Consider the following 26,403-nt stretch of genomic DNA (forward strand, 5'->3'; position numbering starts at 1 on the left):
GAGAAGATGATCCAGCTTTATCATTGTGCTGACGCGCGTTCCTTCCGTGCCCTCTGGGCGCTGGAGGAACTGAAGCTTCCCTACCAGCTGCACCTGCTGCCATTCCCGCCGCGCGTGCGCGAGCCGTCCTACCTGGACGCAAACCCGCTTGGTACGATCCCGTTGCTGATCGACGGCGATGCGCGGCTCACCGAGTCAGCGGCGATCGTGCAATATCTGGCGGTGAAATACGGGCCCACGCCGCTCGCGGTCGGCCCCGAAGAGGCAGACTATGGCGCATGGCTTAACTGGCTGCATTTCGGAGAGGCAACGCTGACCTTCCCGCAGACGCTGGTGCTGCGATACCGAATGCTGGAGCCGCCGGAACGTCGTTTGCCACAGGCGGCCGACGATTATGCCCAATGGTTTCATTCGCGCTTGCGGCACGTCGAGCGCGCCTTGGGCGATCGCAAATGGCTGGTCGCCGACCGTTTCACAATGGCTGATATATCCGTCGGTTACGCGCTTCTCTTGGCGAAGAGCCTGAAGATCGACGATGGCTTTCCGCCCCAGGTTGCGGCCTATTGGCAGCGATTGAAGGGCCGTGAAGGCTTCGGGCGCGCAAAGGATGCTCAGAAGTCGGGCTGATCTGATCGATTAGCGCGCGGCCAACTTGCGCAGCGCCCGTTCAATCCGATCGGGCGCCTGCGCACCGTTGATAACGAACTCGCCATCCACGACCATTGTGGGAACGGAGGCAATACCCTCCGATCGCCACTCGATCTCATCGTCATGCACCTGCGCTGCAAAGTCGCCTCGCGCCAGCACCTGTTTCGCGGCGGCTGCGTCGAGACCGGCCTCGGTCGCCGCCTCGACGAGGATGTCCGCTGACGATATGTTGCCCCCACGTTCGAAATAGGCGTCGAACAAGGCGCGCTTCATTTCTTGTTGGCGGCCCTGTTCCCGCGCCCAGGCGAGCAGTCGATGAGCATCGAACGTGTCATACAGCCGGTCGGGACGTCCGGCCATGGCAAGCCCGGCCTCGGCGGCTGCGGCGCGAACCCCGCCACCTCGCGAGCGGGCCTGCTCTGGCGTCATGCCGTATTTTCGAGCGATATTGTCGGCGGAAAGCTCTCCCTCAGGGGGAAGGCCAGGGTTCAGCTGAAGCGGGTGGAAGTCGATCGTGACCGAAATTTCGTCGCCAACCGCCTCCAGCGCCTTTTGAAGGTTCGCCAGCCCGATATAGCACCAGGGACACACGATGTCGGAGACGATGTCGATCCGCAATGTGCGCATGGTGATCTCTCCTATGCCGTGATGATCGCCCCAGCCTCCACCCGCACTGGCCATGTCGTCAAGGCTGTGCCCGGACAGGGGCCGCCGACGCACGCGCCGGAGGTGATGTCAAACAGCGCGCCGTGCCAACTACAGGCGATGTGGCCGGCGCTGACATAGTCATCTAGCTTTCGCGCGAGCGGCAGCCCCATATGGGGGCAGCGGTCAACATAGCCGAAGGCCTGGTCCGCGCGCCGGACGATGAACCCGTGAAAGCGGCCGGCGCGCAGCTCGATGACGAAGTTGCGCGCCTGGCCATCGAGGATCTGATCAAGTGGGCCCAGCGCGATACCGGCCGGCGTTGCAGAGAGTCGTTCCATTCAGAAGCGACCAGCGACGAACCGGTTCACGGAAGCCGGGCCTTGGGAAAGTCAGCCCAACAGGCATCGTAATCGGTCTGCGCATGATCCAGCGCGAAGCGGGTCGGGCGATACGGCCAGCAGCTTTCCAGCATGAAGGCCATTGTTCCGGTGATCTGGTGCGGTTTCAGCTCGGCCTGACTGGCCGCTTCCCAGCTTGCCTTGTCGGGCCCGTGACCGCTCAGCATGTTGTGAAGGGACAGGCCGCCCGGCTGGAATCCTTCCGCCTTCGCATCATAGGCGCCGGTAATCAGGCCCATCGCCTCTGACATGATGTTGCGATGAAACCATGGCGGCCGGAACGTGTCCTCCGCCACCATCCAGCGTGGAGGAAAGATCACGAAGTCCGCGTTCGCCCGCCCAGGCACGTCGCTGGGGCTGGTCAGCACGGTGAAGATCGACGGGTCGGGATGGTCGAAGCTTACCGTGTTGATGGTGTTGAACCGAGCGAGGTCATAGCGCCAGGGAGCCAGATTGCCGTGCCAGGCGACGACATCGAGCGGCGAATGGTGAAGCTTTGTATGCCACAGGCTACCAAGATATTTCTGGATGATCTCGCACGGCTTTTCCCGGTCCTCAAACCAGGCGACCGGGGTTTCGAAGTCGCGCGCATTGGCCAGACCGTTGGCGCCGATCGGTCCTAGATCCGGCAGGCGAAACATGGCGCCGTGGTTTTCCAAGGCGTAGCCAGAGGCGCTGCCGTCCGGCAGCAGCGCGCGGAAGCGCACGCCGCGCGGCACCAGGGCGATCTGGCCGGGGGACAGCTCGATGCGACCCAATTCCGTCAGCAGTTCGAGGCGCCCCTGCTGGGGCACGAACAACAACTCGCCGTCGGCATTGACGAAGGCGCGACCCTCCATGTTGCGGTCCGCGCCGTAAAGGTGAATCGCCACGCCTTCCAGATCAGCCGGGTCGCGGTTGGCGAGCATGGTTGTCATCCCGTCGATCAGATCTACGCCGGAGCGCGGCTCAACGGGATCCCAGCGCAACCGGTTTGGCGCAAGCGGCTCTCTGGTCGTTCCCGGGGCGAAGGCCGGTGCACCGTCGTAACGGGTAAAAGGGGGGTGCTCTGCCGAGGGCCTCAATCGATAAAGCCAAGAGCGGCGGTTCTCGTGCCGCGGAGCGGTGAACGCCGTTCCTGAGAGTTGCTCGGCATAGAGGCCGAATGCGGGGCGCTGCGGCGAATTGCGCCCAATCGGAAGGGCGCCATCCACCGCTTCAGTCGAGACATGATTGCCGAAGCCCGGAATATATTTGCCAGTGCTTTCGGACATCTGCATCCTCACCTTATGTCTCGTGCTGAAGAAATCGCCAGATGTCCTGACCTTTTCTCATCGCCAGCAGCAATCCTACCCCGATCAAGGCCGGCTCCGACGCAACCGGCCCTGACCTGCGCCGGCTTCACCGTTACGCGTCGACCTTGATGACGCCGCGGCGGATCTGGTCCAGCTCGATGCTCTCGAACAGCGCCTGGAAATTTCCGTTACCGAAACCCTCATTGCCCTTACGCTGGATGATCTCGAAGAAGATCGGGCCAAACATGTTCTCGGTGAAAATCTGGAGCAGAATGCCCTCGTCATTCTCCACCGAACCGTCGATGAGGATGCGGTTCTTCTTCAGTCGCTCCAGATCCTCGCTGTGGCCAGGCACGCGCTTGTCGACCAACTCGTAATAGGTCTCGATCGTGTCCTGCAGGCGCACGCCGCGTGCTCGGAGCCGCTCCACCGTGTCGTAAATGTCATCGGTAGTCAGCGCGAGGTGCTGAATGCCTTCGCCCTGATATTCGCGGATGAATTCCTCGATCTGGGAATTATCGTCCTGGCTTTCGTTCAGCGGAATGCGGATCGCCTTATCAGGTGCGATCATCGCTTGGCTGAAAAGGCCTGTCGCCTTGCCCTTGATGTCGAAGTATTTCTGTTCTTCGAAGTTAAAGAGCGTACGGTAGAAGTGGCTCCACACCCGCATCTGGCCGCGGCGGACGTTATGGGTCAGGTGGTCGAGTAGATCCAGGCCGACGTTGTTCTTTGCCTCAGCCTCTCGCCAGCCGTCGAACTCGGCCCAACCGGCATACAGATCAACATCCGACGGCACGAAATACAGATACGATCCACCAATCCCCTTGATGACAGTATCATCCTCTTCCGTCAGTTCGGCACCATGCGCGATGGCCCATTCCAGCGCCTTCTTCGGGTCTGCAACGCGAAAGGCCATGGCACTTGCAGATGCTCCGTGTTCGTTCCGGAACTGCTTTACGCGTCCGGCTTCATCCCGGTTCAGCATCAGATTGATGCGTCCCTGCTTGTACCGCGTGATGTTCTTCGTCGGATGCCGGTGTGTCGGTACGAAGCCAAGCTGCTCGAATTGCTTCGCCATCGCGTCGGGATCGGGAGAGGTGAACTCGACGAACTCGAAACCGTCCAGGCCCAGGGGATTGTCGGTCGACATGAGTAATTCCTCATCCAGTAACATTTGATACTATCATCGCGGCTTGAGGCATTCGTGTCAAATGCTACCACTGTCCGCATGACGAACCATCTCGTGCTCGACCGGTTCCTGCCGTATCGGCTGTCGATTACGTCCAATCTCGTCAGCGATCGTATTGCCCGCGCTTATGAGTCGCTGTTCGGGCTGACCATTCCGGAATGGCGCCTCATCGCTGTCATCGCGGAGGTAGAGGCGATCACGCAGGCTGACATTGGCGAGCGCACGCGGATGGACAAGGTGACCGTCAGTCGGGCGGCGATCGCGCTGGTTGAGCGGGGCTTGCTGATGCGGGCGCCCAACCCTGGTGACAAGCGGTCTCATCATCTGTCGCTGACGCCCTCCGGCCGCGATCTCTACGCGAGCGTTGCTCCCAAGGCGCTGGAATTAGAAAGCAAAATCTTTGCCCGATTTTCGCAGCAGGAGTTGAACGACTTCGTTGCGATGCTGCGGCGGATCGATTCGGCCGCGCTGGAGGCTTGAATGTCAAACATGCCGTTGATTGCTGGGCTGGAGCTTGGAGGGACGAAATGCGTGATTATTCTGGCGCAAGGCCCGGACGCCATTCACGAGCGTATCGAAATCCCTACAACGTCGCCTGACGAAACGCTTGGGTCGATAGAGCGCGTGATCGATGGGTGGGCCGGATTTGCCGCATTGGGGATTGCGAGTTTCGGGCCGGTGTCCATCGATGCAGCTGCTGCCGATTATGGCTACATCACTTCTACGCCAAAGCCGGGCTGGGCCGGCACTGACGTCGCGAGACGTCTGGCCGCACGATATTCGGTGCCGACTGCCTTTCACAGCGACGTCATCGGCGCAGCGCTTGGCGAGGCGCGCTGGGGCGCGGCGGAGGGGCTTTCAGATCTGGCCTATGTCACTGTGGGCACTGGCATCGGTGTCGGGCTCATCGCGCATGGGCGCGCGGTGGATGGGCTGACCCATAGTGAGCTCGGGCATATCCGACCGCAGCGCCTCGCCGGTGACGAGTGGACCGGCGTCTGCCCGTTTCACGGCGCATGTGTCGAAGGGCTCGCCTCGGGCCCAGCGATTGCCGCAAGGACGGGAGTAAAAGGTCAGGATCTGCCGCCCGATCACCCGGCGTGGGAAAATGTGGTGCAGGCACTCGCGCAACTCCTGCACACCGTTACACTGACCGGCGTGCCGCGCCGTATCGTCATGGGGGGAGGTGTGATGGTGGGCAGCCAGTTCCTCTTCCCACGCATTCGGCAAGCTTTGCGCCGTTCGCTGAACGGCTACGTCGCTATTGCCGAAATCGAGGACACGGAGACGTTCGTTGTGCCGCCGATGCTCGGGCACAATGCCGGCCCACTTGGCGCGATCGTGCTTGGTCAACAAGCGCTGGAGGCACGCTGACGCTTTGAGTGGCGTTCGTCGCCGCCCTTTTATCGACGTGAGAAGAGCAACTTGATGCCGCGCTTCGGCCGCAGCGTCAGCCGCGCAACCGGCTCGGGAACCGCGCCCGGTGCGGGATCGATGGTGAACGCGCGCAGCAGCGTGGCCAAGACCACAATGGCCTCCTGAGTCGCAAATCCGGCGCCCACGCAGATCCGTGGCCCCGCGCCAAAGGGCAGCCACGCCTCGCGACTTTTCGCCTTTGCTGATGGATCATCGAAGCGGGCGGGGTGGAAAGCGTGGGGGCAGGGCCAGTGTTCGGGGTTGCGCTGGATCAGCCAGGGCGAAACGACGATCATCGCGCCGGTTTCCAGTTGCTTGTCACGCATTTGCGATGGACAGCTCACCTCCCGTGGCATGAAAGCGACCGGAGGGTACAAACGAAGCGTTTCGCGAAACACGTTGCGGATCACGGGCATGCGCCGGAGCGATTCGGCCGCAATTGGCCTGTTTTCGGCCACGGACAGAACCTCCTCACGCCCGATCCGCTGCGTTTCCGGATCACCTGCCAGGCAATATAGCGCCCAGCTGAGGGCGCTCGCCGACGTTTCGTGCCCGGCCAGGAAGATGGTGGAAACCTGACCCATCAGATCCGTGAACGAGAATGGCTGACCCGTTTGCGGATGACGGGCCTCCATCAGTGACGCCAGGATGTCGTCAGGCCCGCGATCCCCGCCTGCGCGATAGGCATCAAGTCGCTGCTGAACGATTGATGCGAACACCGAGTGTATGTCCTCCGCAGCGCGGCGCGACCGCCCAACGAAGCCGAACGTCGGCATCCGATAGAAGCGCAACATGGAGGCGGACTGGGCGTGGCGCTGGAAGCGGTTGAAGGCATGGTGGATCCGGCGCGCGTCCGCGTCGCCTAGCGCCTGCGAGAACAGAGTGCGAAAGATCACATCGGCGGCGACATGCGTCATCAGCGGATCGATGTTGATCGGGTGGGAGAGATCCAGATCGCCTATCCGGGAGACGAGCGCGTCGGCCGCATCCCGCATCATCGGCAGCGTTCGCGCCAGTGCGGCCTGCTGAAACGCGGGATTGATCATCTCGCGCTGGGTGGCCCAATCATCGCCGTTAGCGGAAAACACACTGTTCCCGATCGCCGGCTCCAGCGTGCGCACGAGCAGATGGTGCTTGGGAAACTCACGCCAGTTGCTCATGATCCGCTTCACCAGCGGCAGTTCATTGGCGATATACATGTGGAGACCCGGCGTGCGGATCTCCCCCATCTTCATCGTGTAGCTCTTGTCAAAGAGCACATGAATCCAGGAATTCCATCCCCGAACGAAACGCCAGAACAGCGACGATTTCTTCGAATGTGGATCAGGGAAGGGCGGTACGAACAGCCCGTCGACGTGCTTGCCGCCGATATTCGGCAAGCCCATCAGATCGCCCGGAACTCGGCCACCGAGGCGTCGATCGGCCTTGCCGCGGTCATCAGGCTGGGAAAGTCGAGCGGGGAGCGACGATCGCCCATGCGAAGATAGTCGAAATGGATCTCGTACTTGTTCGCATAGCCCTTGTGGTAGGTTTCCGGGTTGTAGAACAGGTGAAAGCGGGGGCTGAGCAGATCCATCCGCGGCCGCGGGTCCGGGGCGACGATCGCCATGGGGTTAACCCCGAAATAGGCCGCGCCATCGGGCGGCGACCCGATATCGACCCAGCGGAAATCAGCGGTTGCGAGCCGGCGAAGCTGATCGTGGAAGTGGGTCGCATCGCGCCGGCAAGCAACGAGCGGAATGCAATGACCCATGGTGACGAGTGTGAAGTTCGGCGGCATCTGGTCGCCGCGACGTTCAAGCACGCGCACCATCAGCGGAACGGACAGGATCGAGCCGTTGCTGTGCGTGAGAAGAATGATTTCATCCCAGTCTTGATCGAGGCTGGCGCAGATTTCCTCGGCGAAATTGTCCAGCCGCGCCTCGATTTCCGGATCGGCCTCGCCCCCGCTCAGTTCGCTGTTGAACACAAAGAAGCGCAACAGCCAAGGCGCATGCCACTTCTTCAGCAACGGTGCGGATATCAGGATGGCGGCCACAAGGCCGATTGCGAAAGCGACGGACCCTGGCAGCCAGATCGCTGCCAGCCCACCGATGATCAGGGTGAGCAGCAGGGGCAGAGCGATGGACAGGATCGGGGGATAGAAGAGGGTAATCAGCGGCCCTTTGCCCAACCTCTTTCCGGTTTCGAAATCGAGGTGGGCGATATACGCGCGATAGGCTCGCCACGCGCGGGCGGCCAAGGCGAACGGACTACGGATCCAGGCCTTGCGGACGATATCGTCCCAGCGAAGGAAGCTGTATTCGGTCGATACGTCGTGTGTTGAATTGAGGATGGACCAGTCGGTCCGAAACGCTCCGGCACGACGCCGCGGGGACACCGACGCCGGCTCCCCCGTCAGTTGGGCGAAGCGGGCGACCTGTTCGGCGGCCAGCGCGTGATAAAAGCGGGCGCCCCGCGGATCGAAGCCGCCGACATAGAAGACTTTCCGCTTGAACCCCGCCATGGCGACTGCCTACACGATGGGATGGCCGATCGGGAACGGAATTACTGTCTTTTCTTGGATCACCGCAAATACAACCGGAACGTCGGCTGTCGGCGCCATGACAATCTTTACGGGATTGCCGGCGGAGGACCGGAGCGCCGACGCTGGGCCGTTGACCGCGAATTCTACCGCACGATGCGGGCGCAAGGTGATCCGATGGCGGTGCCTGCCTTTCTGGCGTGCCTGATCTTTGGTTGGTTTTTCTGGAACTATCATTCGGGCGTCTGGCCGTGGCGAGGACAGTTGCTGCGGCGGTTCGTGAAGGCGCCGCGATGAACGTCCAGGTTGGAACGATTACCTTTGGCAATGATCAGCCGTTCGTGCTGGTCAGCGGGCCGTGTCAGATCGAAAGCCGTGACCATTGCCTGCGGCTGGCCGATGCCCTGGCGGGCATGGCGCAGTCCGCGGGCGTGCCGTTCGTGTTCAAATCATCTTTCGACAAGGCAAATCGCACCTCCGTAACCGGGCGGCGGGGGGTCGGGATCGATGACGGGCTGAGAACGCTTGCCGACGTTAAATCCGCGATCGGTTGCCCGGTATTGACCGACATCCATGCGCCGGATCAGGCGAAGGCGGCGGCACAGGCCGTGGACATCCTCCAGATACCTGCGTTCCTGTGCCGCCAGACCGATCTTCTCATCGCAGCGGGCGAGACAGGCGCGGCCGTGAACATCAAGAAGGGTCAGTTTCTGGCGCCTTGGGACATGGCAGCGGTCGCCGCGAAGGTTCAGTCGACGGGCAATGACCGGATCATTCTGACCGACCGCGGAACAAGCTTCGGCTACAATACCCTGGTAAGTGACTTCCGCGCCCTCCCGATCATGGGGGAAACGGGTTTTCCCGTAATGTTCGATGCGACCCATTCAGTGCAGGCGCCCGGCGGGCTTGGAGCGTCGTCTGGTGGCGACCGGCGGTTCGCACCGGCACTCGCACGCGCGGCGCTGGCCGTGGGGGCTGCGGCGATCTTTGCGGAAGCGCATGATGATCCGGAAGCAGCGCCCTCCGATGGGCCAGTCATGCTGCCGCTGGGCGCGGTGCCCGCGATGCTCGATGACCTGCGCCGGATCGATGAGATCGTGAAGGATCGACGCTGAGCCGTCTTAGGGACGCACGTCCCACGCCGTAACCGCGCCAGCGGTGATTTCAGCATAAGCGCCGGTGCGCAAGCGGGCCGGGCCGAGACCAAGCGCGATCCGGGCGAACCGCGCCGCGCCATTGCTCGTCACGAGGAGGACGGTGCCGGTCATTCCCGCGAAAAAGGCGCGCCAGGCGGCAACGCGAGCCGACGCATCCACTATCCAGCCGGGGGGTGGAAGCGCGTGAACGTCCCAATCGGCCAGCGCCCTTGCTCCGACACGGGCGATGACTTCGGTTTCGCTCAGGCCTTCGTCCGGCCCGTGGTCGATCTCGCGAAGCCAGATCGCCGGTTCGGGGCGAAGGTTGGGAGCGATGATGGCGGCGGTCTCCTGTGTCCGGCGCAGCGGCGATGCGAGGCAGCGATCAAATTGCATACCGTTGAAGCACTCGGCGAGTGCTTGCGCTTGAAGCCTGCCGCTTTCGACGAGCGGTAGGTCGGTTCGCGCACCGATGCGACGTGGTGGTTCTCCTGGCGCGAACGTGTTGCCGTGGCGAACGATGATCGCGCGCATCAACGATAGGGATCGCCATGGGCGGCGATCAGAGCCTCCGCGCGGGCGATATCCGCCGCGGTGTCGATGCCGGATATGTCGAACAGGGCGGGAGCGACCTCGACCGTCTGCACATGCAGGCCGAGTTCCAGCAGCCGGAGCTGTTCAAGGCCTTCGAGCTCTTCGAGCGCGCTGGGCGGGGTCGATTCGAATGCCTCCAGCGCGAGACGCCGATAGCCATAGATGCCGATGTGGCGGAACACGGGGCAGGGGCGGCCGGCGGCGCGCAGCCTAGCCTCGTCGCGGATTGCCGGGATGATTGCTTTGGAGAACCAGAGCGCGCGTCCATCGGCGGCACGGGCGCAGGTGGTGCCGCTGAACGGTGCGACGGTCTTGTGAGCACGGAGCGCGTCCAGCGCTTGCCAGCTTAGGCGCACGACTGGCGTTGCCACGTCGGCCGATGCCGAAGACAGCGCCTGGATGATCGCTGCCGGTGCCTCAAGTGGTTGAAAGGGGGAATCGCCCTGCAGGTTAACGATCACATCAGGCTTGTCCGGCAGCATACACGCCGCGGCGAGCGCCCGGCCGGAGCCTGAAGTGAGCCCCGTATCCGTGATCATGACGTCGCAGCCCGTTTCAGCCGCATGGAGCGCGATGCGCTCGTCGTCCGTTGCGACCACCAGCCGGGCGCCTGGCATTTTCGACAGCGCTCCTCGCGCATAGGCGATCGTGCGGTGGAGCAGGGAAGTACCGGCAATCGGCAGCAAGGGCTTCAGTGGTAGCCGGGTCGATCCGGCCCGAGCGGGAATGACGATGAGCAGCGACACCGGGCAGAATAGCGTCAGACCACGCCCGCGCGAAGGACATCGTGCATGTGAACGACGCCGACGAGCTGCTCGCCTTCGCGAACGAAGAGCAACATCACGTTGCTTTCATGCATCAGCCGAACTGCTTCCGAGGCAAGCTCGGCCGGACCGATGCACAGGGGAGACCGGCTCATATATTGACCGACCGGATCGGTCAGGGTGCGTTCCACGGTGACGGTGCGGCGCAGGTCGCCATCGGTGAAGGCGCCTATGAGGCGGCCGTCGGAATCCACGACGGCAGTGCCGCCCAGCCGGGTTCGCGTCATTTCGATGGTCGCGTCGAGCAACGACGCGTCGGGCGTGACGCGCGGCACGTCAGCACCCCGCGCCATGACATCGCGCACCTTGAGCAGGCGCGCGCCGAGGCGACCGTTCGGATGCAATCGGTGGAAATCGTCCGCGGAGAAGCCGCAATCGGCCATGAGGGTCATCGCCAGCGCGTCGCCAAACACCAGTTGCACGGTCGTGGACGTGGTTGGGCTGAGCTGGATCGGGCACGCCTCACGCACGTCGGGCAAGCGGATGTGGAAGTCGGCTGCCCGTGCCGCGGTGGATCCGGCCTGGGTCGTGATCGTCACGATCGGAATGGCGAAGCGTTTGCAGTAGCTGAAGATCGCGGCGAGTTCGCTGCTTTCGCCGGAGTGGGAGATGACCAAGACCACATCGTTTTGGGTGATCATCCCCATGTCGCCATGGCCGGCTTCGGCAGGATGCAGGAACGTGGCGGGAACGCCGGTGGACGTCAGCGTTGCCGTGATCTTGCGTGCGATGATGCCGCTCTTGCCCATGCCGGCGAGGATGACGCGCCCACGTGAACCGGCGATCAGTCGCACGAGCCGGTCAAAATCGGAGCAGAAGCCCGGATCGTCGAAACATGCGTTCAGCGCGGCGATGCCCTCGCCCGCGAGGGCGACAGCACGTGCGGCAACCGACTTCGTCGACGTACGCAGCGGAAGGGTGATGATTTCGCCGGGCCGTGTGGTCATGTCATCGCCTTTGCGCGGAAAGGTTCGGCCGCGGCATTGGTCGCGGCGCGGTGCCTTCCCTAGGTCCTTTACCGTAGGCGAGTTGGCCGGCTCAACCAACTGAAACCGGATTGATCCTGCTTAACCGCCGCAGCGGGGCAGTGCGAGGCGTTATCGGCTGACGGCGCGTACGGCGACGATGGGCGCGAACAACTGCCCCAGGATCTGGGCAAGCTTGCCGGGGGCATTGGCCCGTGCCGTCGCGATATAGATCACGTCCTTGTCGTGCATCCCGATGCGCTGCGCCAGAAAATAGCTGTCCGGACGCATCATGTTGAGCCGGTAGATCACGGGCTGCGCCCCCGGTGCGTCGCCCGGCGCAGCGTTGTAGCGGAACAGGTACACGGCGGCGGGATCGGCGAGCCGCTCGCTCGGCCCGCCGGTACGCGCCAGTGCCTCCGCCAGCGACACGTTGTTTGCGCCGAAGTTCACCTGGCTCACCTTGTCGCTCGCGCCGAACACCAGATAGGTGCGCGGGCGATTGAACAGCTCGATACGATCGCCCGGCAGCAGCGCGATATTCTGCGGCCCGGAAGCCTCCACCGCTGAAAGGCGACTTTCCTCGAAGATGCCGCCGCGGGTGACGCGCACCACCATATCGTCCGGCTGGTTCACCGTGCCGCCCGCGCGCGCAAGCGAATCGAGCAGCCGTTCGCGCGGCAGCGCCAGCGTATAGCGCCCGGGCTGACGCACATCGCCGGAGACATAGAAGATGTTGTGCGCATTCTCCTTTACCGACACGAGCGCCTGCGGTCGCTGGGAAAGACCGCGCAGGCCCTGTTCAATCATGCGCTCGATCTCGCTGGTCGTCTTGCCGGCCACGGCGAGCCGGCCGATGTACGGCAGCTGGATATCGCCAGCGCCATCGACCTTCACGGTGCCTAGCTGAGTCCCGCGTGCGGAGGGGTTGAACGTGCCGCCCTGGGCCGGGCTGGCGCTGACCCCGGTGAAAAGGGTGACGCCGACCTCGAAGATGCTGATCTCCAGCAGGTCTCCGGATCCGACCGTATCGATGCGCCCGGCGCGCTCCAGCTTGGCAAGACCACCCACCGGCGGCGGTGTGAAGGCAAGAGCCGGCGCGGTGCCGGCATCAATGTCGACAATGGTAAAGCCGGTCTGATTGTCCTTGCGCAGCGCGTCGTTGATCTGCGCCGCCGTGGGACCCGCGCTTGGCAGCGTCGAGCAGCCGGCAAGTGCACTTCCGATCATCGCCGCCGCGATCAGCCGCGACGATCCGCTAACGCCCTTCCGCATACTTTCCCCCCCCGGGAAGCGCCCCGAAAAAGCCGGTGCGTGCCCGCCGGTTATCGCGTCAAGCAGGGCAAGACAATCCAACAGACTGATCGAAATCCGTCGCTGCCCTTAAGCGGCCTGCCCGGCGCGTGCGCCAATGGCCTGGAGGCGATGATGAACGTCCGCCGCTTCCGCAATCGTATCATAGAGCGTCACGCTGCCGCCGTAGACCACCGCGCCGCGCTTGCAGTATCGGAACAGCGTGCTCGTATCGTGCGAAACCATCACCAATGTTCCGCTATCCCGCCGGTCGTACAGAGCCTCCTCGGCGCGAACCTTGAAGCGTTCGTCGCCAGCACCCGTCACCTCATCCACCAGATAGCAATCGAATCTGATCGCGAGCGACACGCCAAAAGCGAGGCGCGCAGCCATGCCTGCCGAATAGGTTCGGATCGGTTCGTGGAGATAGGAGCCGAGTTGCGCGAAATCCTCGACAAAGGCGAGCAACTCGCGTTCGTCCGCGCCATAGATGCGGGCAACGAACCTGGCATTGTCGGCGCCGGTGAGATGCGGGTGGAACGCGGTGGAATAGCCGATCGGCCACGATACGCTCATGTGTCGCGTCACCTTACCGGTCGTCGGGCGCTCGATTCCGGCGATCAGCTTCATCAGCGTGGATTTCCCAGCCCCGTTGGCACCGCAGACCCCGATCGAGTCGCCGCGAGGGATTGTCAGGTGAACCGCGCGCAGAACCTCATTGTCCACGTTGTGACCGCGATAGACCTTTGAAACATTGTCGAGGACAATCATTCCCACCCCGTGCCAGTGTCGTGAGCGTGTTAGAGGATCGAAACCCGGTGCGACAGGTGCCAGTTTGCATTGATGGGCGGCTGGCGGACGCGGAAGCGACGGGTGTCGCATCCTATGCGAGGGCGATGAAGGAGGGGCTCGCCGCGACCGGACCCGCGCCGCTGGTGCTCACCGACGACCAGCGCGGGCGATTCGGCACCCCGAACCCTTCAATGCAAGTAATCGGGCGACGGGTGCGCGCTCGACTGCCCAAGCCAGTCCCGCTGGTCCGAGATACGTGCGCGCTGCGTGCAGCCGACATCTTTCGCCTGGCGCACGTGCGGTTCGCCACTACGGGCAAGCTCCTCAGGCTGGATGCGCCGGGCGCGCCGGGGATCATGCACTGGACCTATCCGATACCCGCGTGGATCGACGGCTGGATCAATCTTTACACGATTCACGACGCCATCCCGCTGGTTGCGCCGAGCCTGTCTCAGGTGCAGCCTGTCGCCCTGCGGCGGCGCGTAGGAGCGCTGGCAGAAGTCGCGGACCGGTTCCTGACCGTTTCCGATGCGGCGCGCCATGAGATCCTTGCCGCGTTCGACTTGCCGGCCCGCGCCGTGGTGAATGGCGGAACGGCGACCACCGGTCTGACACCGGCGAACGCGCCCTTGCCCAGCGGGCTGAAGCCGCAACGATACTTCCTGTTCTGCGGACTTGCCGAACCACGCAAGAACTTGCCGCGATTGATAGCGGCGTGGCGTGCGAGTGGTACGACCCATCCACTTGTTCTGACCGGCCCCGATCATGACGCTGCGCATGGCGAGCCAGGCCTTATCATCCTGCCGTATCAGGAAAGAGCTGCGCTGATCGACCTGATCCAGCATGCGCGCGGCCTACTGTTTCCCTCTCTGGCGGAAGGTTTCGGCCTTCCGGTGATAGAGGCCATGGCGCTTGGAACACCCGTGCTGACGTCGCGGAGTGGCGCGCTAGCGGAGGTAGCGGGTGAAGCTGCGCTGCTGGTCGACCCGATGAGCCAAGATGCGATTGCCGACGGGATCAGGCGCCTGGACGGGGATGACGAGCTGCGTGCCCGGCTGAGTTTGCGCGGTCGTGAGCGGGCGGGTGATTACACCCCTGAACGGTTTGGCGAGCGCCTTCGCCGCCTGCACGACGAATTCACTAGCGATTCTCGCTTCGACGTTTAGTCGTTCGGCGGCATGGGGGACGAGCGCACGACCATCGCAAGCGTCGGCATCGACGGGTTCAACCTGGCGCTGCCACACGGCACCGGGGTTGCGACTTATGGTTTTGCGCTGGCCGAAGCGGTCCGGTCGCTCGGCATGCCGGTCGAAGGCTTGTTCGCCATACCCGTCGGACGTGACGAGAGCCTGCGTGAGGTTTTGTTTTACGAGGCGCTTGGCCGAGGAATGCCGCCGCGGCGGGGACCCGCCTGGCTCCGGCCGATGCTTGATCGGGCAACCGTGATGCGCGGGTTGCGCGTGTCGGAGGTGCCGGAAACGTCGCGAATCGAACGCGCCGGATTTGCCGACAAGCTGCCCCGTTTTGACCGCTTGCTGAGCGGTGCGCATTTGTTCGAGCGGGCCGAGCGCCACTTCCGGCGGACTCGGCGGTTCCTCGAACTGAACATTCCCGATCCACCGGCGATCATGCACTGGACGTACCCGATCCCTGTACGTCTGATGGGTTCACGCAACCTCTACACGTTGCATGATCTCGTGCCGCTGAAGCTGCCCTTCGCAACGCTGGATCGCAAGCGCTACTATCATCGGCTGGTGGAGCGATGCGTGCGTGAAGGCGATCACATCGTCACGGTATCTGAGTCGAGCCGCCGGGATATCATCGACCTGCTCGGCGCAGGTGAGGATCAGGTCACCAACACCTATCAACATACGCCCATTCCCGACGGCCTCGTCCACGAGCCAGTCGACGTGGAGGCGATCTTCGGCGTCAAACCGCAGGGCTATTTCCTGTTCTTCGGCGCCATCGAACCGAAGAAGAACGTGGCCCGGATGGTCGAGGCATATCTATCCACCGATACGCCGCATCCGCTGGTGCTCGTCGGTGCTAGCGGGTGGCAGAAGGACGGGGAACTGCGGCTTGTCGACGCCATGGTTCGTCGTGGTGGCAAATCGGGCGCGCGCATCATCCAGCTGGAATATCTGCCGCGGCGGTTGCTGATGCATCTCGCCCGGCATGCTCGCGCGGTTCTGTTTCCATCTCTGTACGAAGGTTTTGGCCTTCCGGTGCTTGAGGCCATGCAGCTTGGCACGCCCGTGGTGACATCAAACCGAGGCTCGCTGCCCGAGGTCGCCGGCGATGCCGCGCTGATCGTGGATCCGTATGATGTGTCGGCGCTCGCGCGAGCCATCGCGCGCGTCGATCGTGACGCGGAAATGCGCGCGTTGCTTTCCCAGGCCGGGCTTCAGCAGGCCTCACGCTTTTCCCTGAGCGAGCATCGGCGCAAGCTCCACGCCCTTTATACCAGCGTGCTGGCGTCGCCGCCGCGTTGATCGCGCGGCTGCCTCGACGTGCTCCGCGCTTTACGCTAGCGACCCCTGATTAATCGGGGCGGGACCATGGCAAGCGTCAGCGAGGAATTGCCGCGACGGCGGGGCGTGATGCGGGAAGGGCTGCGCATCCAGACGCGTGTGATCGGCGCGTTGATGATGCGCGAACTGCACACAAGGTATGGCCGGGAGAATATCGGCTATCTCTGGCTGATCCTGGAGCCGTTGTTCCTGGCGACGGCGGTGGGCCTGATCCATGCGCGCGCGCCCAATCACTTCGGTGGGGACATCAAGCCGGTGCCCGCCGCGCTGATCGGCTATTGCAACTTCATGACGTTCCGCTCGATGTTGAGCCGTGCGGAGGGAGCGCTGGAGAGCAACGTCTCGCTCTTCTATCACCGGACCATCACTCCATTCGACGTCCTGCTGGCTCGGGGCCTTCTGGAACAGGCAGGGACGCTGCTCGCCTTTTGCGTGCTGATGGGGCTGGCGGTAGCGACCGGGATTGCCAACCTGCCGGAACGGCCCCTGATTTACGGGCTGGGCGTCCTCGCGATGTTCCTCCTGTCCTGGGGCTTCTCCATGGTGGTGTGCGCCATCACGCACGAGCGTCGCTCGCTGGGGCGGATCATCCATCCGATCATCTATGTGCTGATGCCGCTGTCGGGCGCCTTCTTCACAATGCACGCGCTGCCCAGGCAAGTTCGCGACATTCTTCTCACGATCCCGCTGGCGCATTGCTACGAGATCATGCGGTATGGCTGGTTTAAATCGGCCAAGACCGTCTATATCGACCTTGCTTATCTGAGCGCTTGGATTTTAGGGCTAATCCTATTGGGCCTTCTTTTGCTTTCGGTTGCACGAAAGCGTATTCAGATGCCGTGAGGGGCGGAGCCGGGCAAAGCGCCGCTGGTCGCACGATGAGGGGGAGTTACGCGTGCACGGTTTCATGACGCCGGCCGATGCGGAGGTTAAAGCCGCACCGCCACTGAGCACGCGCGCGCACCGCCTGTGGAAGCGGTATAAGTGGTTCATCCTAGTGGTGGTCGCGCCGACCCTGCTGCTGGCGACCTATCTTTATGCGATGGCGTCGGACCAATATGTGTCTGAAGCGCACTTCATCGTCCGCACACAGGGCGGCAGTGATCCCTCGCCATCGATGGGCGGAATCACCGCCGCGCTTGGTTTTGGCGCGGGTAGCGGCGCGGGCGCGGCCTCGACCGAGGCACAGAGTGTTGCCGACTATCTGACATCCCACGACGTTGTCGCGGCGCTACAGAAGCGGTTGAACCTGGTTGCGCTGTTCCGGCGCCCCGAGGCCGATCTGCTCAGCCGCCTGATGGTGGCGGAGCCGACGCCGGAGTTTCTACTGCGCTACTATCAGCAGCAGGTCGACGTCTATTTCGATACCGACAATGGCATCACGACGCTGAAGGCGCGCGCGTTCCGGCCGGGCGATGCCTATAACCTTTCGCGTGCGCTGCTCAGCCTGGGCGAGCAGCGCGTCAACGAAATGAACATTCGCGGCTTCTCCGATGCGGTCGCATTGTCGCGCCGGCAGCTGGACGAGGCGGAGCGCGCATTAGGCGACGTGCAGACGCAGCTTACGCGGTTCCGGCAGACCGGGCGGGATGTCGATCCGGCAGGCACGGCGCAGGCGCAGATCGCGCTGGTCTCCCGACTGTCGCAGGAATTGTCCGCCGCAAGGGCGCAGCTTTCCACCACCCAGTCGCTGATCGGCTCGGAAAGTCCGCAGGTACAGGCGCTGAAGCAGCAGATCCGGAGCCTGGAGGGCCAGCTTGCGGCGCAGAACAGTCGTCTCGCCGGCGGCGCCAGCACCATTGCCGAGGGACTGGGCGGCTATGAGCGGCTGCGAATCCAGCAGGAGCTGCTCGCCAAGCGTTACGAGGCGGCGGCCGCCACATATCAGCAGGCGCGGCAGAATGCTGTGCGCCAGCAATTGTATGTGGCGCGTGTTGTCGAGCCGAACATGCCGGTGAAGTCGCTGTACCCGAAGCGGGCGCTGACCTTGCTGACGGTATTTTGCGCATTGCTTGTCGTTTACGCGATCGGCTGGCTGATCGCGGCGGGCGTGCGCGAGCACGCGGCCTGATCGGGAGAGGCGTTGTGGTCGTGCCATCGGCCGCCCCACTTCTGCTACGGTCTCCCCCCTTCCCGTGGGTAGGGAGGGAGGTTGCTGCCGTGTCATGCCCCGGCCGCTCCCGTCTTGACGATCCCGATCGGCTGTTCGAGGCAATGCGGAAAAGTGGCGTGGGCGGCGCGTTCTGGCTCGGCGCGACCAGGCGAGTGGCCGGAAAGAATGAGCGCGAGCGCGCCATTTTGCGCTGGATTGCGGGAGAGGGCGAGGGCGAGGGCGAGGGCGAGGATTGTCGCGCCGACGCGATCCGGGCAATCGAGGAAGCCAGTTATCGCAATCCGTTCACCGGCGCCCCATGCGACGCGCATGAGGCCGTTCACATCCTTTCGTTGTGGCAATCGACCCTTATCGCCAACCAAAAGATCGTCGCTGCGATTGGCATGAGTGGCTGGAAGCGGGAGGCGATTGGCCGCTTTCTTTGGGATGGCGAGAAGCAACCGCCGTTCTTGTCCGCCGAGCGGGCACTCGCGCTCGCCGAACCAGGGCAAGCCGTCGCCTATTGGCCCTCCCGCACACCGGCGCATTTTCCTGCACAGGCAGAGCGGGCAGGCGTGGCGGCGTGGCAGGTTGAGGATGGTTTTCTGCGCTCGGCTGGGTTGGGTGCCGAGTGCCGGCCGCCATTGTCGATCCTGGTCGATCGGCTTGGCGGTATCCACTACGACCCCGACCGAGCGAGCGAACTCGAGCATATTCTCGCCAACGGAGAATTCACCGAGCCGCTGCTGTGCCGGGCAAAGGCATTGCGCGAACAGATCGTTGCGGCGCGCCTGGGCAAATACGGTATCGACGAGGGTGCACCGCCGCCGCCGCTACCGACCGGCAGAAAGATTGTCCTGGCGATCGGGCAGGTTGCCGATGACCTGGCGGTAACCCGCAACGGGCAATCCGGCATGAGCGATTTCATGTGCCGTGTTCGCCAATGCGAGCCAGACGCTTTCATCATCTATCGGCCGCATCCCGACGTCATGGCCGGTCTGCGCAATGGTACGGTCCCGGGGGCCGAGGATGCCGATCTTGTGCTTGGTAGCGGATCGCTGCTCGCCCTATTGGAGAAGGCCCATGCCGTTCATGTCTTCTCCTCGCTCACCGGATTCGAAGCCTTGCTGCGCGGCGTGGAGGTGACGGTACACGGCATGCCCTTTTATGCCGGCTGGGGTTTGACCCGGGACCTTTGCCCGGTTCCGGCGCGCAGAGGCCGTCCGCTGTCGCTCGACGCGCTGGTTGCCGGCGCCTTGATCCTGGCGCCACGCTACCTTGATCCCGAGACTGAGTTGCCCTGTCCTCCAGAGGTGATCGTAGAACGGCTCGGCCGAACGAGCCGGCGGCCGTACAATGTATTGACCGGCTTCCGACGCGCCTATGGCGCAGCACGCCTGGCGATGCGGCCGGCAGTGAGGAGGCAGAGATGACTGCGCCGGAGCAGCGTCGCTTCCTCTTCCTGCAAGGACCGCATGGTTCGTATTTCGCTCGTCTGGGCGGCGCCCTGTCGGCACTTGGCCACAGCGTGTTTCGGATCAACCTGTGCGGCGGTGATCGGCTGGACTGGCCAAGTGCGGCGGTCGATTACCGCGGAACTCTGCGAAATTGGCCGGTCTTCTTCGATGATTTCATCGTTGATCACGGCATCACGGATGTCGTGCTTTTCGGCGACTGCCGGCCGCATCATTCCAGCGCGCACGGAATGGCGAAAGTCCGAGGCCTCCGGGTCCACGTGCTGGAGGAAGGGTATATCCGCCCCGACTACGTCACGCTGGAAGAGGGCGGCGTGAACGGACACTCCCGAATGTCGCGAGATCCCTTGTGGTTCCGTGCAGAGGCACGGCGATTGCCGCCCGAGCCGGAACATGATCCCGTGCCATCCAGCTTTCGTCGTCGGGCGGAAGAGACGATCAGCCATCTGCTGGCAACGATGCTGCTGACCCCGGCTTACCCATTCTACCGGACGCATCGGCCGCATAATCCTCTTGTCGAAGCGGCGGGTTGGGGGCTGTGGGCGGCCAACAATAAACGTGAGCGCAAGTTGTCACGGCGAACACTGGAGCAGGTGCTGCCGGAATGGGAAGATCATCCGATCTTTCTTGCGCCTTTGCAGCTGAATTCGGACTATCAGCTTCGCGTTCATTCGCCCTTTGGCGACATGCGTGCCGCGCTGCGCTTCATCATCAAGAGCTTTGCACGCGGCGCCCCGTCCGGCAGTCGTCTGCTCGTGAAGCGCCATCCCCTCGATAATGGCCTCGTTCCATGGCGCCGGATTACCCGGAATCTGGCGCGGCATTACGGAGTGGAAGACCGGGTCTTCTACATTTCCGATGGCGATATCGCGATGCTGCTGCCGATCATGGTCGGCGCCGTGATGGTCAACAGCACGGTGGGAACGCTGGCGCTGAACCACGGCGTCCCGGTCGCGGTGCTCGGACACGCCGTTTATGACGTGGATGGCGTGGTTCATCGCGGCGCGCTGGACGATTTCTGGCCTAACCCCCCTCAGCCTGACGCCGATCTTTGGGCGGCCGTGCGCAGGGTGTTCGTTGATCGATCGCTGGTGCACGGCGGCTTCTTGAGCGAAGAAGGTCTGGCCATGCTGGTGGAGAACGCCATCCCGCGTCTGACCGCACCGGAGATGTCGCCGGCGAGCGCCGATAACGTGACTCGGATTGCCCATTGGCGCTGAAACCGTTTCGCGCGCCGGCGCAGATGCTGTTCAGCAAGGGACTGCCCGGCACCGGCCGGCATAGTCGTCGTGCGCGCCGGCCGATCGTATTCGATCTCTCGCGCTTGCTCAGCCGTGCCTATCATCTGACGCCAACCGGCATCGATCGGGTGGAATATGCCTATGCCGTCGAACTGTTGAAACGAGTTCCCGACCGGCTGCGCTTCGCGGCGGTGCATCCGGCGGGCGGCTATTACGGACGGCTCGAAATAGGCGCGGTGAGACAGTTTCTCGCTTTCACCCAGGCACGCTGGCAGACACGGGGCGAGGCACAGGCTGAAGCAGTAAGGGCGCAAGCGATCCGGCACCTTTTCGCGCTTCGCCCCCGAGCGGTTCCTGTGCCGTTAGGGCAGCGCGTGTACCTCCAGGCCTCGCCGCATCACCTCGAAGACGGCAAGCTCGTGCGCAGTATCCTGCAGACCGAGCGCGCCCGCTTCGTGAACCTGGTTCACGACGTGATCCCGCTTGCCTATCCGGAATTCGCCCGTGCGAATGGCGCTGCGCTCCACACGCGGCGCATCCGCACGATCGACCGCTTCGCCGACGGGATAGTCGCCAATTCCCAGGCCACACTGGATGAGTTGCAGCCGCATCTGACGCCGCGGGCAGGTCGGCCGACCCGCGTTGCTCATCTGGGCTGCGAGTGGAGCGATCCTGTGCCAATGATCGATGGCGAGGGTAGCGAGCGGCCGTATTTTCTTTGCATCGGCACGATCGAGCCGCGGAAGAACCATCTGCTGTTGCTCAATGTGTGGCGGCGCATGGCGGAGAACATGGGAGAGACGGCGCCGCGCCTGATCCTCGTCGGCCGGCGCGGGTGGGAAAATGAGAACGTCATCGACTTGCTGGAGCGATCGGTGGCGCTGCGCGGCCATGTGGTGGAGCAGCCGGACGTAGATGATCGACAGCTCACGCGATTGCTTGGCGGCGCACGGGCGGTGCTGTTGCCTTCCTTCGCGGAGGGTTACGGGATGCCGGTAGCGGAGGCGCTTGCTGCCGGTGTCCCGGTGATTTGCAGCGACATCAGTGCGTTGCGCGAGGCGGGCGGCGACATGCCCGACTATCTCGATCCACTCGACGGTATCGGCTGGCTTCGGACGATCCTGGATTATGCGAGCCCAGTGTCTGCGATGCGAGCGGCGCAATGTGAACGGATGCGCGGGTGGTCGCCCATGAGTTGGGCCCGTCATATGGACATCGTGCTCGATGTGGTCGAGGCGGTCGCCGATCAACGGCGGTAGTCCGCTAGCGGATCACGTCCGCTCCAGAAGCAGCATCTGATCGATCACGGGAGATGCGTTCAGGACCTGATCGCGGGTGCGATCCTGTATCCCGCCGACCAGATCAACCTCGGCAAGATTGAAACCATAGGCCAGGATTTCGTCGAGGAAGCTGGCAGGATCGGCGTATCGAACGCCGGCAAACTCCAGCAGGATCGTCAGCGGTCGCTGCTGCTGCAGAATGCCTTCAAGACCTTTCCAGATGGCCTGCTCGGCCCCCTCCGCGTCGATCTTGATAAAATCTGCCTCAGATGCGCCGGCGATCCGATCGGCCCGTTGCAGGGGAACTTCCACCATTCCGGGGCCGGCGACGCCTTGCACGACATGGGCGTTCTTCGGTTCGTTCCGGGGCACGTCGAGTATGGCCGAGCCGCCTTGGTCCCCCAACGCAACTTCATAGACGCTGGTGCGTCCGTCGAAGCCGTTGACCGCAACCGAGCGACGCAGCAGTTCCGCGATGGGCGGGTTGGGCTCAAAGGAAAGAACCTTTCCCTCCGGCCCGACGAGATCCGCCAGAAGAAGCGAAAAGTACCCGCAATGGGCACCGACATCCATGGCGGTCATGCCGGGCTTGATCAGGCCGACGATCGCCTCCGTGTTCCACATCTCCCAATAGCCATCCAGCATGAGGTGGCTGGCGACGCCGATGTCCTTGGTGTCGACGAACATCTTGTAACGGCCGAGCACGCGGCAGATCGCGGTATGATCCCCGAGATAGGCCGTTTGGCACAGCCCGCGGATGACGGCCTCATGCCGCCAGCGATCGCCGGACCTGAGCGCCCATATGTCAAAAATCGCGCCCTGTGCCTCGCCCTGGCGGCGAATGTCCGCGGGGGTTGCTTGATGATCCAGGAAGCGCATTGTTCATCCTTAGCCCGCAGGTAGCCGTTCGGAAACCTGGCGTGTCGCGCCCGATGTTACGCGATCGTCGCCTCGGTTGAGGCGCGAACGACGATGCCGAACGGGCCGGGTGCCCGTTCTAGATCGGCATGACGCACCTGAGCCGCAATATGGCCTTGAGCGGCAAGTTCCAAAACGATCCGGTTCAGACCATGCCTGTCCAGGTTCGGGCCGGTAGTGGCAAGCAGGATGACCAGGCCGCCCGGCCGAACGCGTCCGAGCAGATCATCGATCATCTTTGCAGCTCGTCCGGCGTCGGCCGATCCGAACAGATCACTGCGCGTATAGATGAAATCGAAGCCAATTCCTTCTCCCGTCGTGCTGAAATGCGCTGAACATGCAGCATCCATGGTTCCACCCGGTGCGACAAAGATGGATTGAATATTGCATCCCGCCTCGGTGGCGATCCGAGCGACGGGCTCCGCACCGGCGGACAGCGCCAGCCCCCGCGCACCGGCCTCCAGCCGGCCATATTGCTCCAAAACACGGAGAATATAGGCCGCTTCCCAGGTTTCAACCGGCGATGCGCCGGCCGGTAGCTGCGCGCCGAGGCGGGCGAAGTCCGGTTCGTGGATCTGATCCGTTGTGAACCCTTGGGACACTGGCCAGGCGAGTTGCGGCGAATCGCTGCTCACCATCGCTCCTGCCCGGCGCGCCTTGAGGCGGCCGAAGAGGCTGCGCATGCGGGCAGGATCCTCAAGCTCGGCGACGCGCCCCGAGACCGTTATGCTGAGCCCGCGCGCGTGCGCCTCGCACTCGCCAAAGACATAGCCGGTCACCGCATAGGTTGCGCCTGGCACGGCATCGAACGGCAGCTTGATGCTCCGCGGTGCCGCCGCCAACGAGGGCAGGAGAGCGGTAAGCTTTCCCCGCTCCGTAATTGGCGGCTGCCCGTCCGGCAAGTGCTGGAAGATCCGCACCGCGATCATCCCGACACTGGCGACCAGATCGTCAAACGCGATTTCCGCAAGCGCGGGGCCCGCCGGAACCGCGACATAAGCGCTGTGAAAGACGTAATTGGCGTCCGTGCTTCGCTCAGGTCCGCCAAGCGAGCGGATGCGGCTCCGCTGAGCCGGCCAGTAGCCAAAGGGATCAAGCGTTTGGACGGTCATTCGCAAACCCTAGGCGAGTGTGCGCGCACGTGGCAATCGTGCGAGCCGCCTTGTCACCCGGCAACGAAGACGCCATTCACGATGCATGCGGGGGCGATCATGACACGCAGGATGCGGCGAGATCCTCGGGCAGGTCAGCGGCCCGTCGTGCCACCGTTGGAGCCACTCCAGAGCGGGCCAAACGAAGCGATGGCGCTGCGCGATGTCGAACCGCCGCGCCATGCTCGACCGACGCTGACAGAGGAACAGCTCCGCCCGACGGAACGCTGGAGGAAAATTCGGGCGCTGGCCGAAGCCTTTGCCCATGAACGCGGGACTGGTGAAGCCATCGCCGCTGGGCTTGTCTATCCGCTGGATGCGTATGATCAGTTCCGCCGTGACGTGGCGATACGTCCGCCGCCGGCCCCGGTGCAGCCATCTCCGCCGATCAGGGTGCTGGTGGACGCCAGGCGGGCGGCGCCGTTCCTTCTGCGGGCAACCCTGCGGAGCCTGCAGGATCAGTCGATCAGTGACTGGACCGCCACTGTGCTTGCCTCCGAGGAGCTGCGCGTCGCGCCCGTTGCTTCGTTCGCCCAGACCGACGAGCGCGTTGCGTTCGCGCCTTGGGACTTGGAACAGGGTGCGGGCGAGGGGATCGCGATCCTGCTGGACGCGGGCACGGTGCTCGATCCCGAGACGCTTGCGTGGCTGTCCTTTGCCCTGCTTCGGACCGGTGCCGGAGCAGCCTATGCCGACCATGACTACGGCGTGGCAGATCCGGCCTTTCGCATATTGCGCGCCGATCCGGTCTTGTACGGCACTTTCGACGAGGCGCTCATTGCCGCGGGTCCTGCGCCGGCAGTGATTGCCGTGCCCGGCGCCATTGAGAAGATCAGCGAGAATGGAGTGCGCGATCGGCGGGCGATGCTGATCGATGCAGGTCGGCGGGGCAGCGTGGCACATGTGCCGCGACTGCTGGCCACGCAGCTCAGCCTGCCACTTGTCGCTAGAACCGGGCGAGCAGAGCCGGATGATGCAGAACCAGGTCGCCTGGCACCGCTGGTCCTACCCGAGCCCCTGTCGATCCCGTCTGTGCCGCGAGACGATCGGATCGCGGTGGTGATCCCCACGCGAGACGGGGCCGGCCTGCTATCGCGAGCGATCGCGGCGCTCCGTGCGACGGCGCGGCAGCCCGAGCGGCTGGACATTGTGGTGGTCGATAATCGAAGCATCGCCGCCGATACCGCTACTCTATTCCGCCGACTGGAGAAGGAACGCACAGCACGGATTGTGCCGTTCGACGCGCCGTTCAACTGGTCGCTGGCATCGAACCTGGGCGCTGCTTCAAGCGATGCGCCGTTGATCGTCTTCGCCAACAATGATGTGGAGATGCTCTCGCCAGATTGGGACGATGCGGTCGCTGACGCTTTGAGCGCGGCTCAGGTCGGCGCGGTCGGCGCACGGCTGCTTTATCCCGACCAAACGATCCAGCACGCCGGCATCGCCTTCGGCTTCGGGCCTGGCGGCGCGGAGCATGAGGGGCGCGGCATCCCGGCCGTGGATCCTGGCCCCGGTCGGCGCTATGCCATCAGACATGCGGTGTCCGCGCTGACGGGCGCATTTCTGGCGGTGAGGCGGGGAGATTTTTACCAGGTCAACGGATTCGATGCAGGTCGGCTGATGATCGCGCATAGCGACGTTGATTTCTGCCTGCGCCTCCGCGAACTCGGCCGAACCATCCTTTACTGCCCTGAGATCGAGGCGATCCATCACGAAGGCGCCACGCGGGGACGCAACCAGACAAAGGTGGCGATTGCCTGGGACGAAGGCGAGCGCATGGATCTGCTTGAGCGCTGGGGAGCAGCGTTGGCCGAAGATCCTGGCATCAGCCCGTATTGGCAGCGCGGTGAACGGCCGTTTGATCTGCTTCGGGAGCCGACGACGCGGGAAATCCTGGCGCAGATCGACCGGAGCGCCAGCGATTACCCATGGATGCCAAGTCGTTCTGACCCATCATGAACAAGTCTGACCGTGCGGCCGTGGGCACATGGCTTAACACCGTGTCTTATATCGA

26 protein-coding genes are annotated in these 26,403 nt (G+C 63.6%); 13 read left to right on the top strand and 13 right to left on the bottom strand.

The features are described from left to right. Window positions 1-6 precede the first annotated feature (6 nt). Window positions 7-627, top strand: coding sequence for a glutathione S-transferase family protein (locus BMX36_RS02950; protein ID WP_093063621.1), 621 nt, complete (start codon window positions 7-9; stop codon window positions 625-627). A gap of 9 nt (window positions 628-636) precedes the next feature. On the opposite strand, the gene BMX36_RS02955 is transcribed toward BMX36_RS02950, so the two are convergent. The 4 genes from BMX36_RS02955 to hppD form a co-directional block, all read right to left on the bottom strand. Next, window positions 637-1,275 (bottom strand): DsbA family oxidoreductase, encoded by a 639-nt coding sequence (locus BMX36_RS02955; protein ID WP_177179004.1) that lies wholly within the window; start codon window positions 1,273-1,275, stop codon window positions 637-639. Between the two features lie 11 nt (window positions 1,276-1,286). Beyond that, entirely contained in the window at window positions 1,287-1,634 is a 348-nt protein-coding gene (locus tag BMX36_RS02960) for a Rieske (2Fe-2S) protein (RefSeq protein WP_093063623.1), read from the bottom strand. A 26-nt stretch (window positions 1,635-1,660) separates the two neighbouring features. After that, window positions 1,661-2,947 carry a homogentisate 1,2-dioxygenase gene (gene hmgA / locus BMX36_RS02965; RefSeq protein WP_093065174.1) on the bottom strand — a complete coding sequence of 429 codons (1,287 nt, stop codon included), beginning with the start codon at window positions 2,945-2,947 and terminating at the stop codon, window positions 1,661-1,663. 133 nt (window positions 2,948-3,080) lie between these two features. Next, window positions 3,081-4,118 (bottom strand): 4-hydroxyphenylpyruvate dioxygenase, encoded by a 1,038-nt coding sequence (gene hppD, locus BMX36_RS02970; RefSeq protein ID WP_177179005.1) that lies wholly within the window; start codon window positions 4,116-4,118, stop codon window positions 3,081-3,083. A 78-nt stretch (window positions 4,119-4,196) separates the two neighbouring features. Here hppD and BMX36_RS02975 point away from each other — a divergent pair, with 78 nt between their 5' ends. Then, window positions 4,197-4,637: a MarR family winged helix-turn-helix transcriptional regulator gene (locus tag BMX36_RS02975; protein WP_066777503.1), complete on the top strand. Its 441-nt coding sequence runs from the start codon at window positions 4,197-4,199 to the stop codon at window positions 4,635-4,637. Then, entirely contained in the window at window positions 4,638-5,531 is an 894-nt protein-coding gene (locus tag BMX36_RS02980) for an ROK family protein (protein WP_093063625.1), read from the top strand. A gap of 29 nt (window positions 5,532-5,560) precedes the next feature. Here BMX36_RS02980 and BMX36_RS02985 read toward each other — a convergent pair whose 3' ends face one another. Together BMX36_RS02985 and BMX36_RS02990 are read right to left on the bottom strand one after the other, a co-directional pair. Then, window positions 5,561-6,958, bottom strand: a complete 1,398-nt coding sequence (locus BMX36_RS02985) for a cytochrome P450 (RefSeq protein ID WP_093063626.1) — start codon at window positions 6,956-6,958, stop codon at window positions 5,561-5,563. Further along, the gene (locus BMX36_RS02990) at window positions 6,958-8,079 is read right to left on the bottom strand and encodes a hypothetical protein (protein ID WP_093063627.1); all 1,122 of its coding nucleotides are present in this window, start codon (window positions 8,077-8,079) and stop codon (window positions 6,958-6,960) included. The genes BMX36_RS02985 and BMX36_RS02990 overlap by 1 nt, the downstream gene beginning before the upstream one ends. 21 nt (window positions 8,080-8,100) lie before the next feature. Between BMX36_RS02990 and BMX36_RS02995 the strand changes: the two genes are divergently transcribed. Further along, complete coding sequence (locus BMX36_RS02995) at window positions 8,101-8,394, top strand: hypothetical protein (protein ID WP_093063628.1); 294 nt, start codon at window positions 8,101-8,103, stop codon at window positions 8,392-8,394. Continuing rightward, window positions 8,391-9,212, top strand: coding sequence for a 3-deoxy-8-phosphooctulonate synthase (gene kdsA / locus BMX36_RS03000; protein WP_093063629.1), 822 nt, complete (start codon window positions 8,391-8,393; stop codon window positions 9,210-9,212). Before BMX36_RS02995 ends, kdsA begins: the two co-directional genes overlap by 4 nt. Window positions 9,213-9,218: 6 nt before the next feature. Here the strand turns inward: kdsA and BMX36_RS03005 are convergent, their stop codons facing one another. The 5 genes from BMX36_RS03005 to BMX36_RS03025 all read right to left on the bottom strand — a co-directional run bounded on the left by BMX36_RS03005 (window position 9,219) and on the right by BMX36_RS03025 (window position 13,680). Beyond that, complete coding sequence (locus BMX36_RS03005) at window positions 9,219-9,767, bottom strand: histidine phosphatase family protein (RefSeq protein ID WP_093063630.1); 549 nt, start codon at window positions 9,765-9,767, stop codon at window positions 9,219-9,221. Next, window positions 9,767-10,573: a 3-deoxy-manno-octulosonate cytidylyltransferase gene (gene kdsB, locus BMX36_RS03010; protein ID WP_256210636.1), complete on the bottom strand. Its 807-nt coding sequence runs from the start codon at window positions 10,571-10,573 to the stop codon at window positions 9,767-9,769. The genes BMX36_RS03005 and kdsB overlap by 1 nt, the downstream gene beginning before the upstream one ends. A 14-nt stretch (window positions 10,574-10,587) precedes the next feature. After that, complete coding sequence (locus tag BMX36_RS03015; protein ID WP_093063631.1) at window positions 10,588-11,598, bottom strand: KpsF/GutQ family sugar-phosphate isomerase; 1,011 nt, start codon at window positions 11,596-11,598, stop codon at window positions 10,588-10,590. Window positions 11,599-11,748: 150 nt separating this feature from the next. Next, window positions 11,749-12,891: a polysaccharide biosynthesis/export family protein gene (locus BMX36_RS03020; protein WP_066777534.1), complete on the bottom strand. Its 1,143-nt coding sequence runs from the start codon at window positions 12,889-12,891 to the stop codon at window positions 11,749-11,751. Window positions 12,892-12,999: 108 nt separating this feature from the next. Then, window positions 13,000-13,680 carry an ABC transporter ATP-binding protein gene (locus BMX36_RS03025; RefSeq protein ID WP_093063632.1) on the bottom strand — a complete coding sequence of 227 codons (681 nt, stop codon included), beginning with the start codon at window positions 13,678-13,680 and terminating at the stop codon, window positions 13,000-13,002. Window positions 13,681-13,727: 47 nt separating this feature from the next. Between BMX36_RS03025 and BMX36_RS03030 the strand changes: the two genes are divergently transcribed. The 7 genes from BMX36_RS03030 (at window position 13,728) to BMX36_RS03060 (ending at window position 22,299) form a co-directional block, all read left to right on the top strand. Further along, window positions 13,728-14,867, top strand: coding sequence for a glycosyltransferase family 4 protein (locus tag BMX36_RS03030; RefSeq protein ID WP_218142128.1), 1,140 nt, complete (start codon window positions 13,728-13,730; stop codon window positions 14,865-14,867). Between the two features lie 294 nt (window positions 14,868-15,161). Continuing rightward, window positions 15,162-16,193 carry a glycosyltransferase family 4 protein gene (locus tag BMX36_RS03035; RefSeq protein ID WP_256210637.1) on the top strand — a complete coding sequence of 344 codons (1,032 nt, stop codon included), beginning with the start codon at window positions 15,162-15,164 and terminating at the stop codon, window positions 16,191-16,193. Window positions 16,194-16,331: 138 nt separating this feature from the next. Next, window positions 16,332-17,075 (top strand): ABC transporter permease, encoded by a 744-nt coding sequence (locus tag BMX36_RS03040; RefSeq protein ID WP_177179006.1) that lies wholly within the window; start codon window positions 16,332-16,334, stop codon window positions 17,073-17,075. Window positions 17,076-17,127: 52 nt separating this feature from the next. After that, entirely contained in the window at window positions 17,128-18,303 is a 1,176-nt protein-coding gene (locus BMX36_RS03045; RefSeq protein WP_066778726.1) for a KpsE/RkpR family capsule polysaccharide export protein, read from the top strand. A 158-nt stretch (window positions 18,304-18,461) separates the two neighbouring features. Continuing rightward, the gene (locus BMX36_RS03050; protein WP_177179007.1) at window positions 18,462-19,757 is read left to right on the top strand and encodes a capsular polysaccharide export protein, LipB/KpsS family; all 1,296 of its coding nucleotides are present in this window, start codon (window positions 18,462-18,464) and stop codon (window positions 19,755-19,757) included. Further along, window positions 19,754-21,019, top strand: a complete 1,266-nt coding sequence (locus BMX36_RS03055) for a capsule biosynthesis protein (protein WP_093063637.1) — start codon at window positions 19,754-19,756, stop codon at window positions 21,017-21,019. Before BMX36_RS03050 ends, BMX36_RS03055 begins: the two co-directional genes overlap by 4 nt. Beyond that, window positions 21,010-22,299: a glycosyltransferase family 4 protein gene (locus tag BMX36_RS03060; RefSeq protein ID WP_371262782.1), complete on the top strand. Its 1,290-nt coding sequence runs from the start codon at window positions 21,010-21,012 to the stop codon at window positions 22,297-22,299. Before BMX36_RS03055 ends, BMX36_RS03060 begins: the two co-directional genes overlap by 10 nt. A 12-nt stretch (window positions 22,300-22,311) precedes the next feature. On the opposite strand, the gene BMX36_RS03065 is transcribed toward BMX36_RS03060, so the two are convergent. Together BMX36_RS03065 and BMX36_RS03070 are read right to left on the bottom strand one after the other, a co-directional pair. After that, window positions 22,312-23,199, bottom strand: coding sequence for an FkbM family methyltransferase (locus BMX36_RS03065; RefSeq protein ID WP_093063638.1), 888 nt, complete (start codon window positions 23,197-23,199; stop codon window positions 22,312-22,314). 56 nt (window positions 23,200-23,255) lie between these two features. Continuing rightward, window positions 23,256-24,350 (bottom strand): hypothetical protein, encoded by a 1,095-nt coding sequence (locus tag BMX36_RS03070; protein WP_093063639.1) that lies wholly within the window; start codon window positions 24,348-24,350, stop codon window positions 23,256-23,258. 189 nt (window positions 24,351-24,539) lie between these two features. Here BMX36_RS03070 and BMX36_RS03075 point away from each other — a divergent pair, with 189 nt between their 5' ends. After that, the gene (locus BMX36_RS03075) at window positions 24,540-26,348 is read left to right on the top strand and encodes a glycosyltransferase (RefSeq protein ID WP_218142129.1); all 1,809 of its coding nucleotides are present in this window, start codon (window positions 24,540-24,542) and stop codon (window positions 26,346-26,348) included. Window positions 26,349-26,403 lie beyond the last annotated feature (55 nt).

This window comes from Sphingomonas sp. OV641, assembly GCF_900109205.1.
Classification (GTDB): domain Bacteria; phylum Pseudomonadota; class Alphaproteobacteria; order Sphingomonadales; family Sphingomonadaceae; genus Sphingomonas.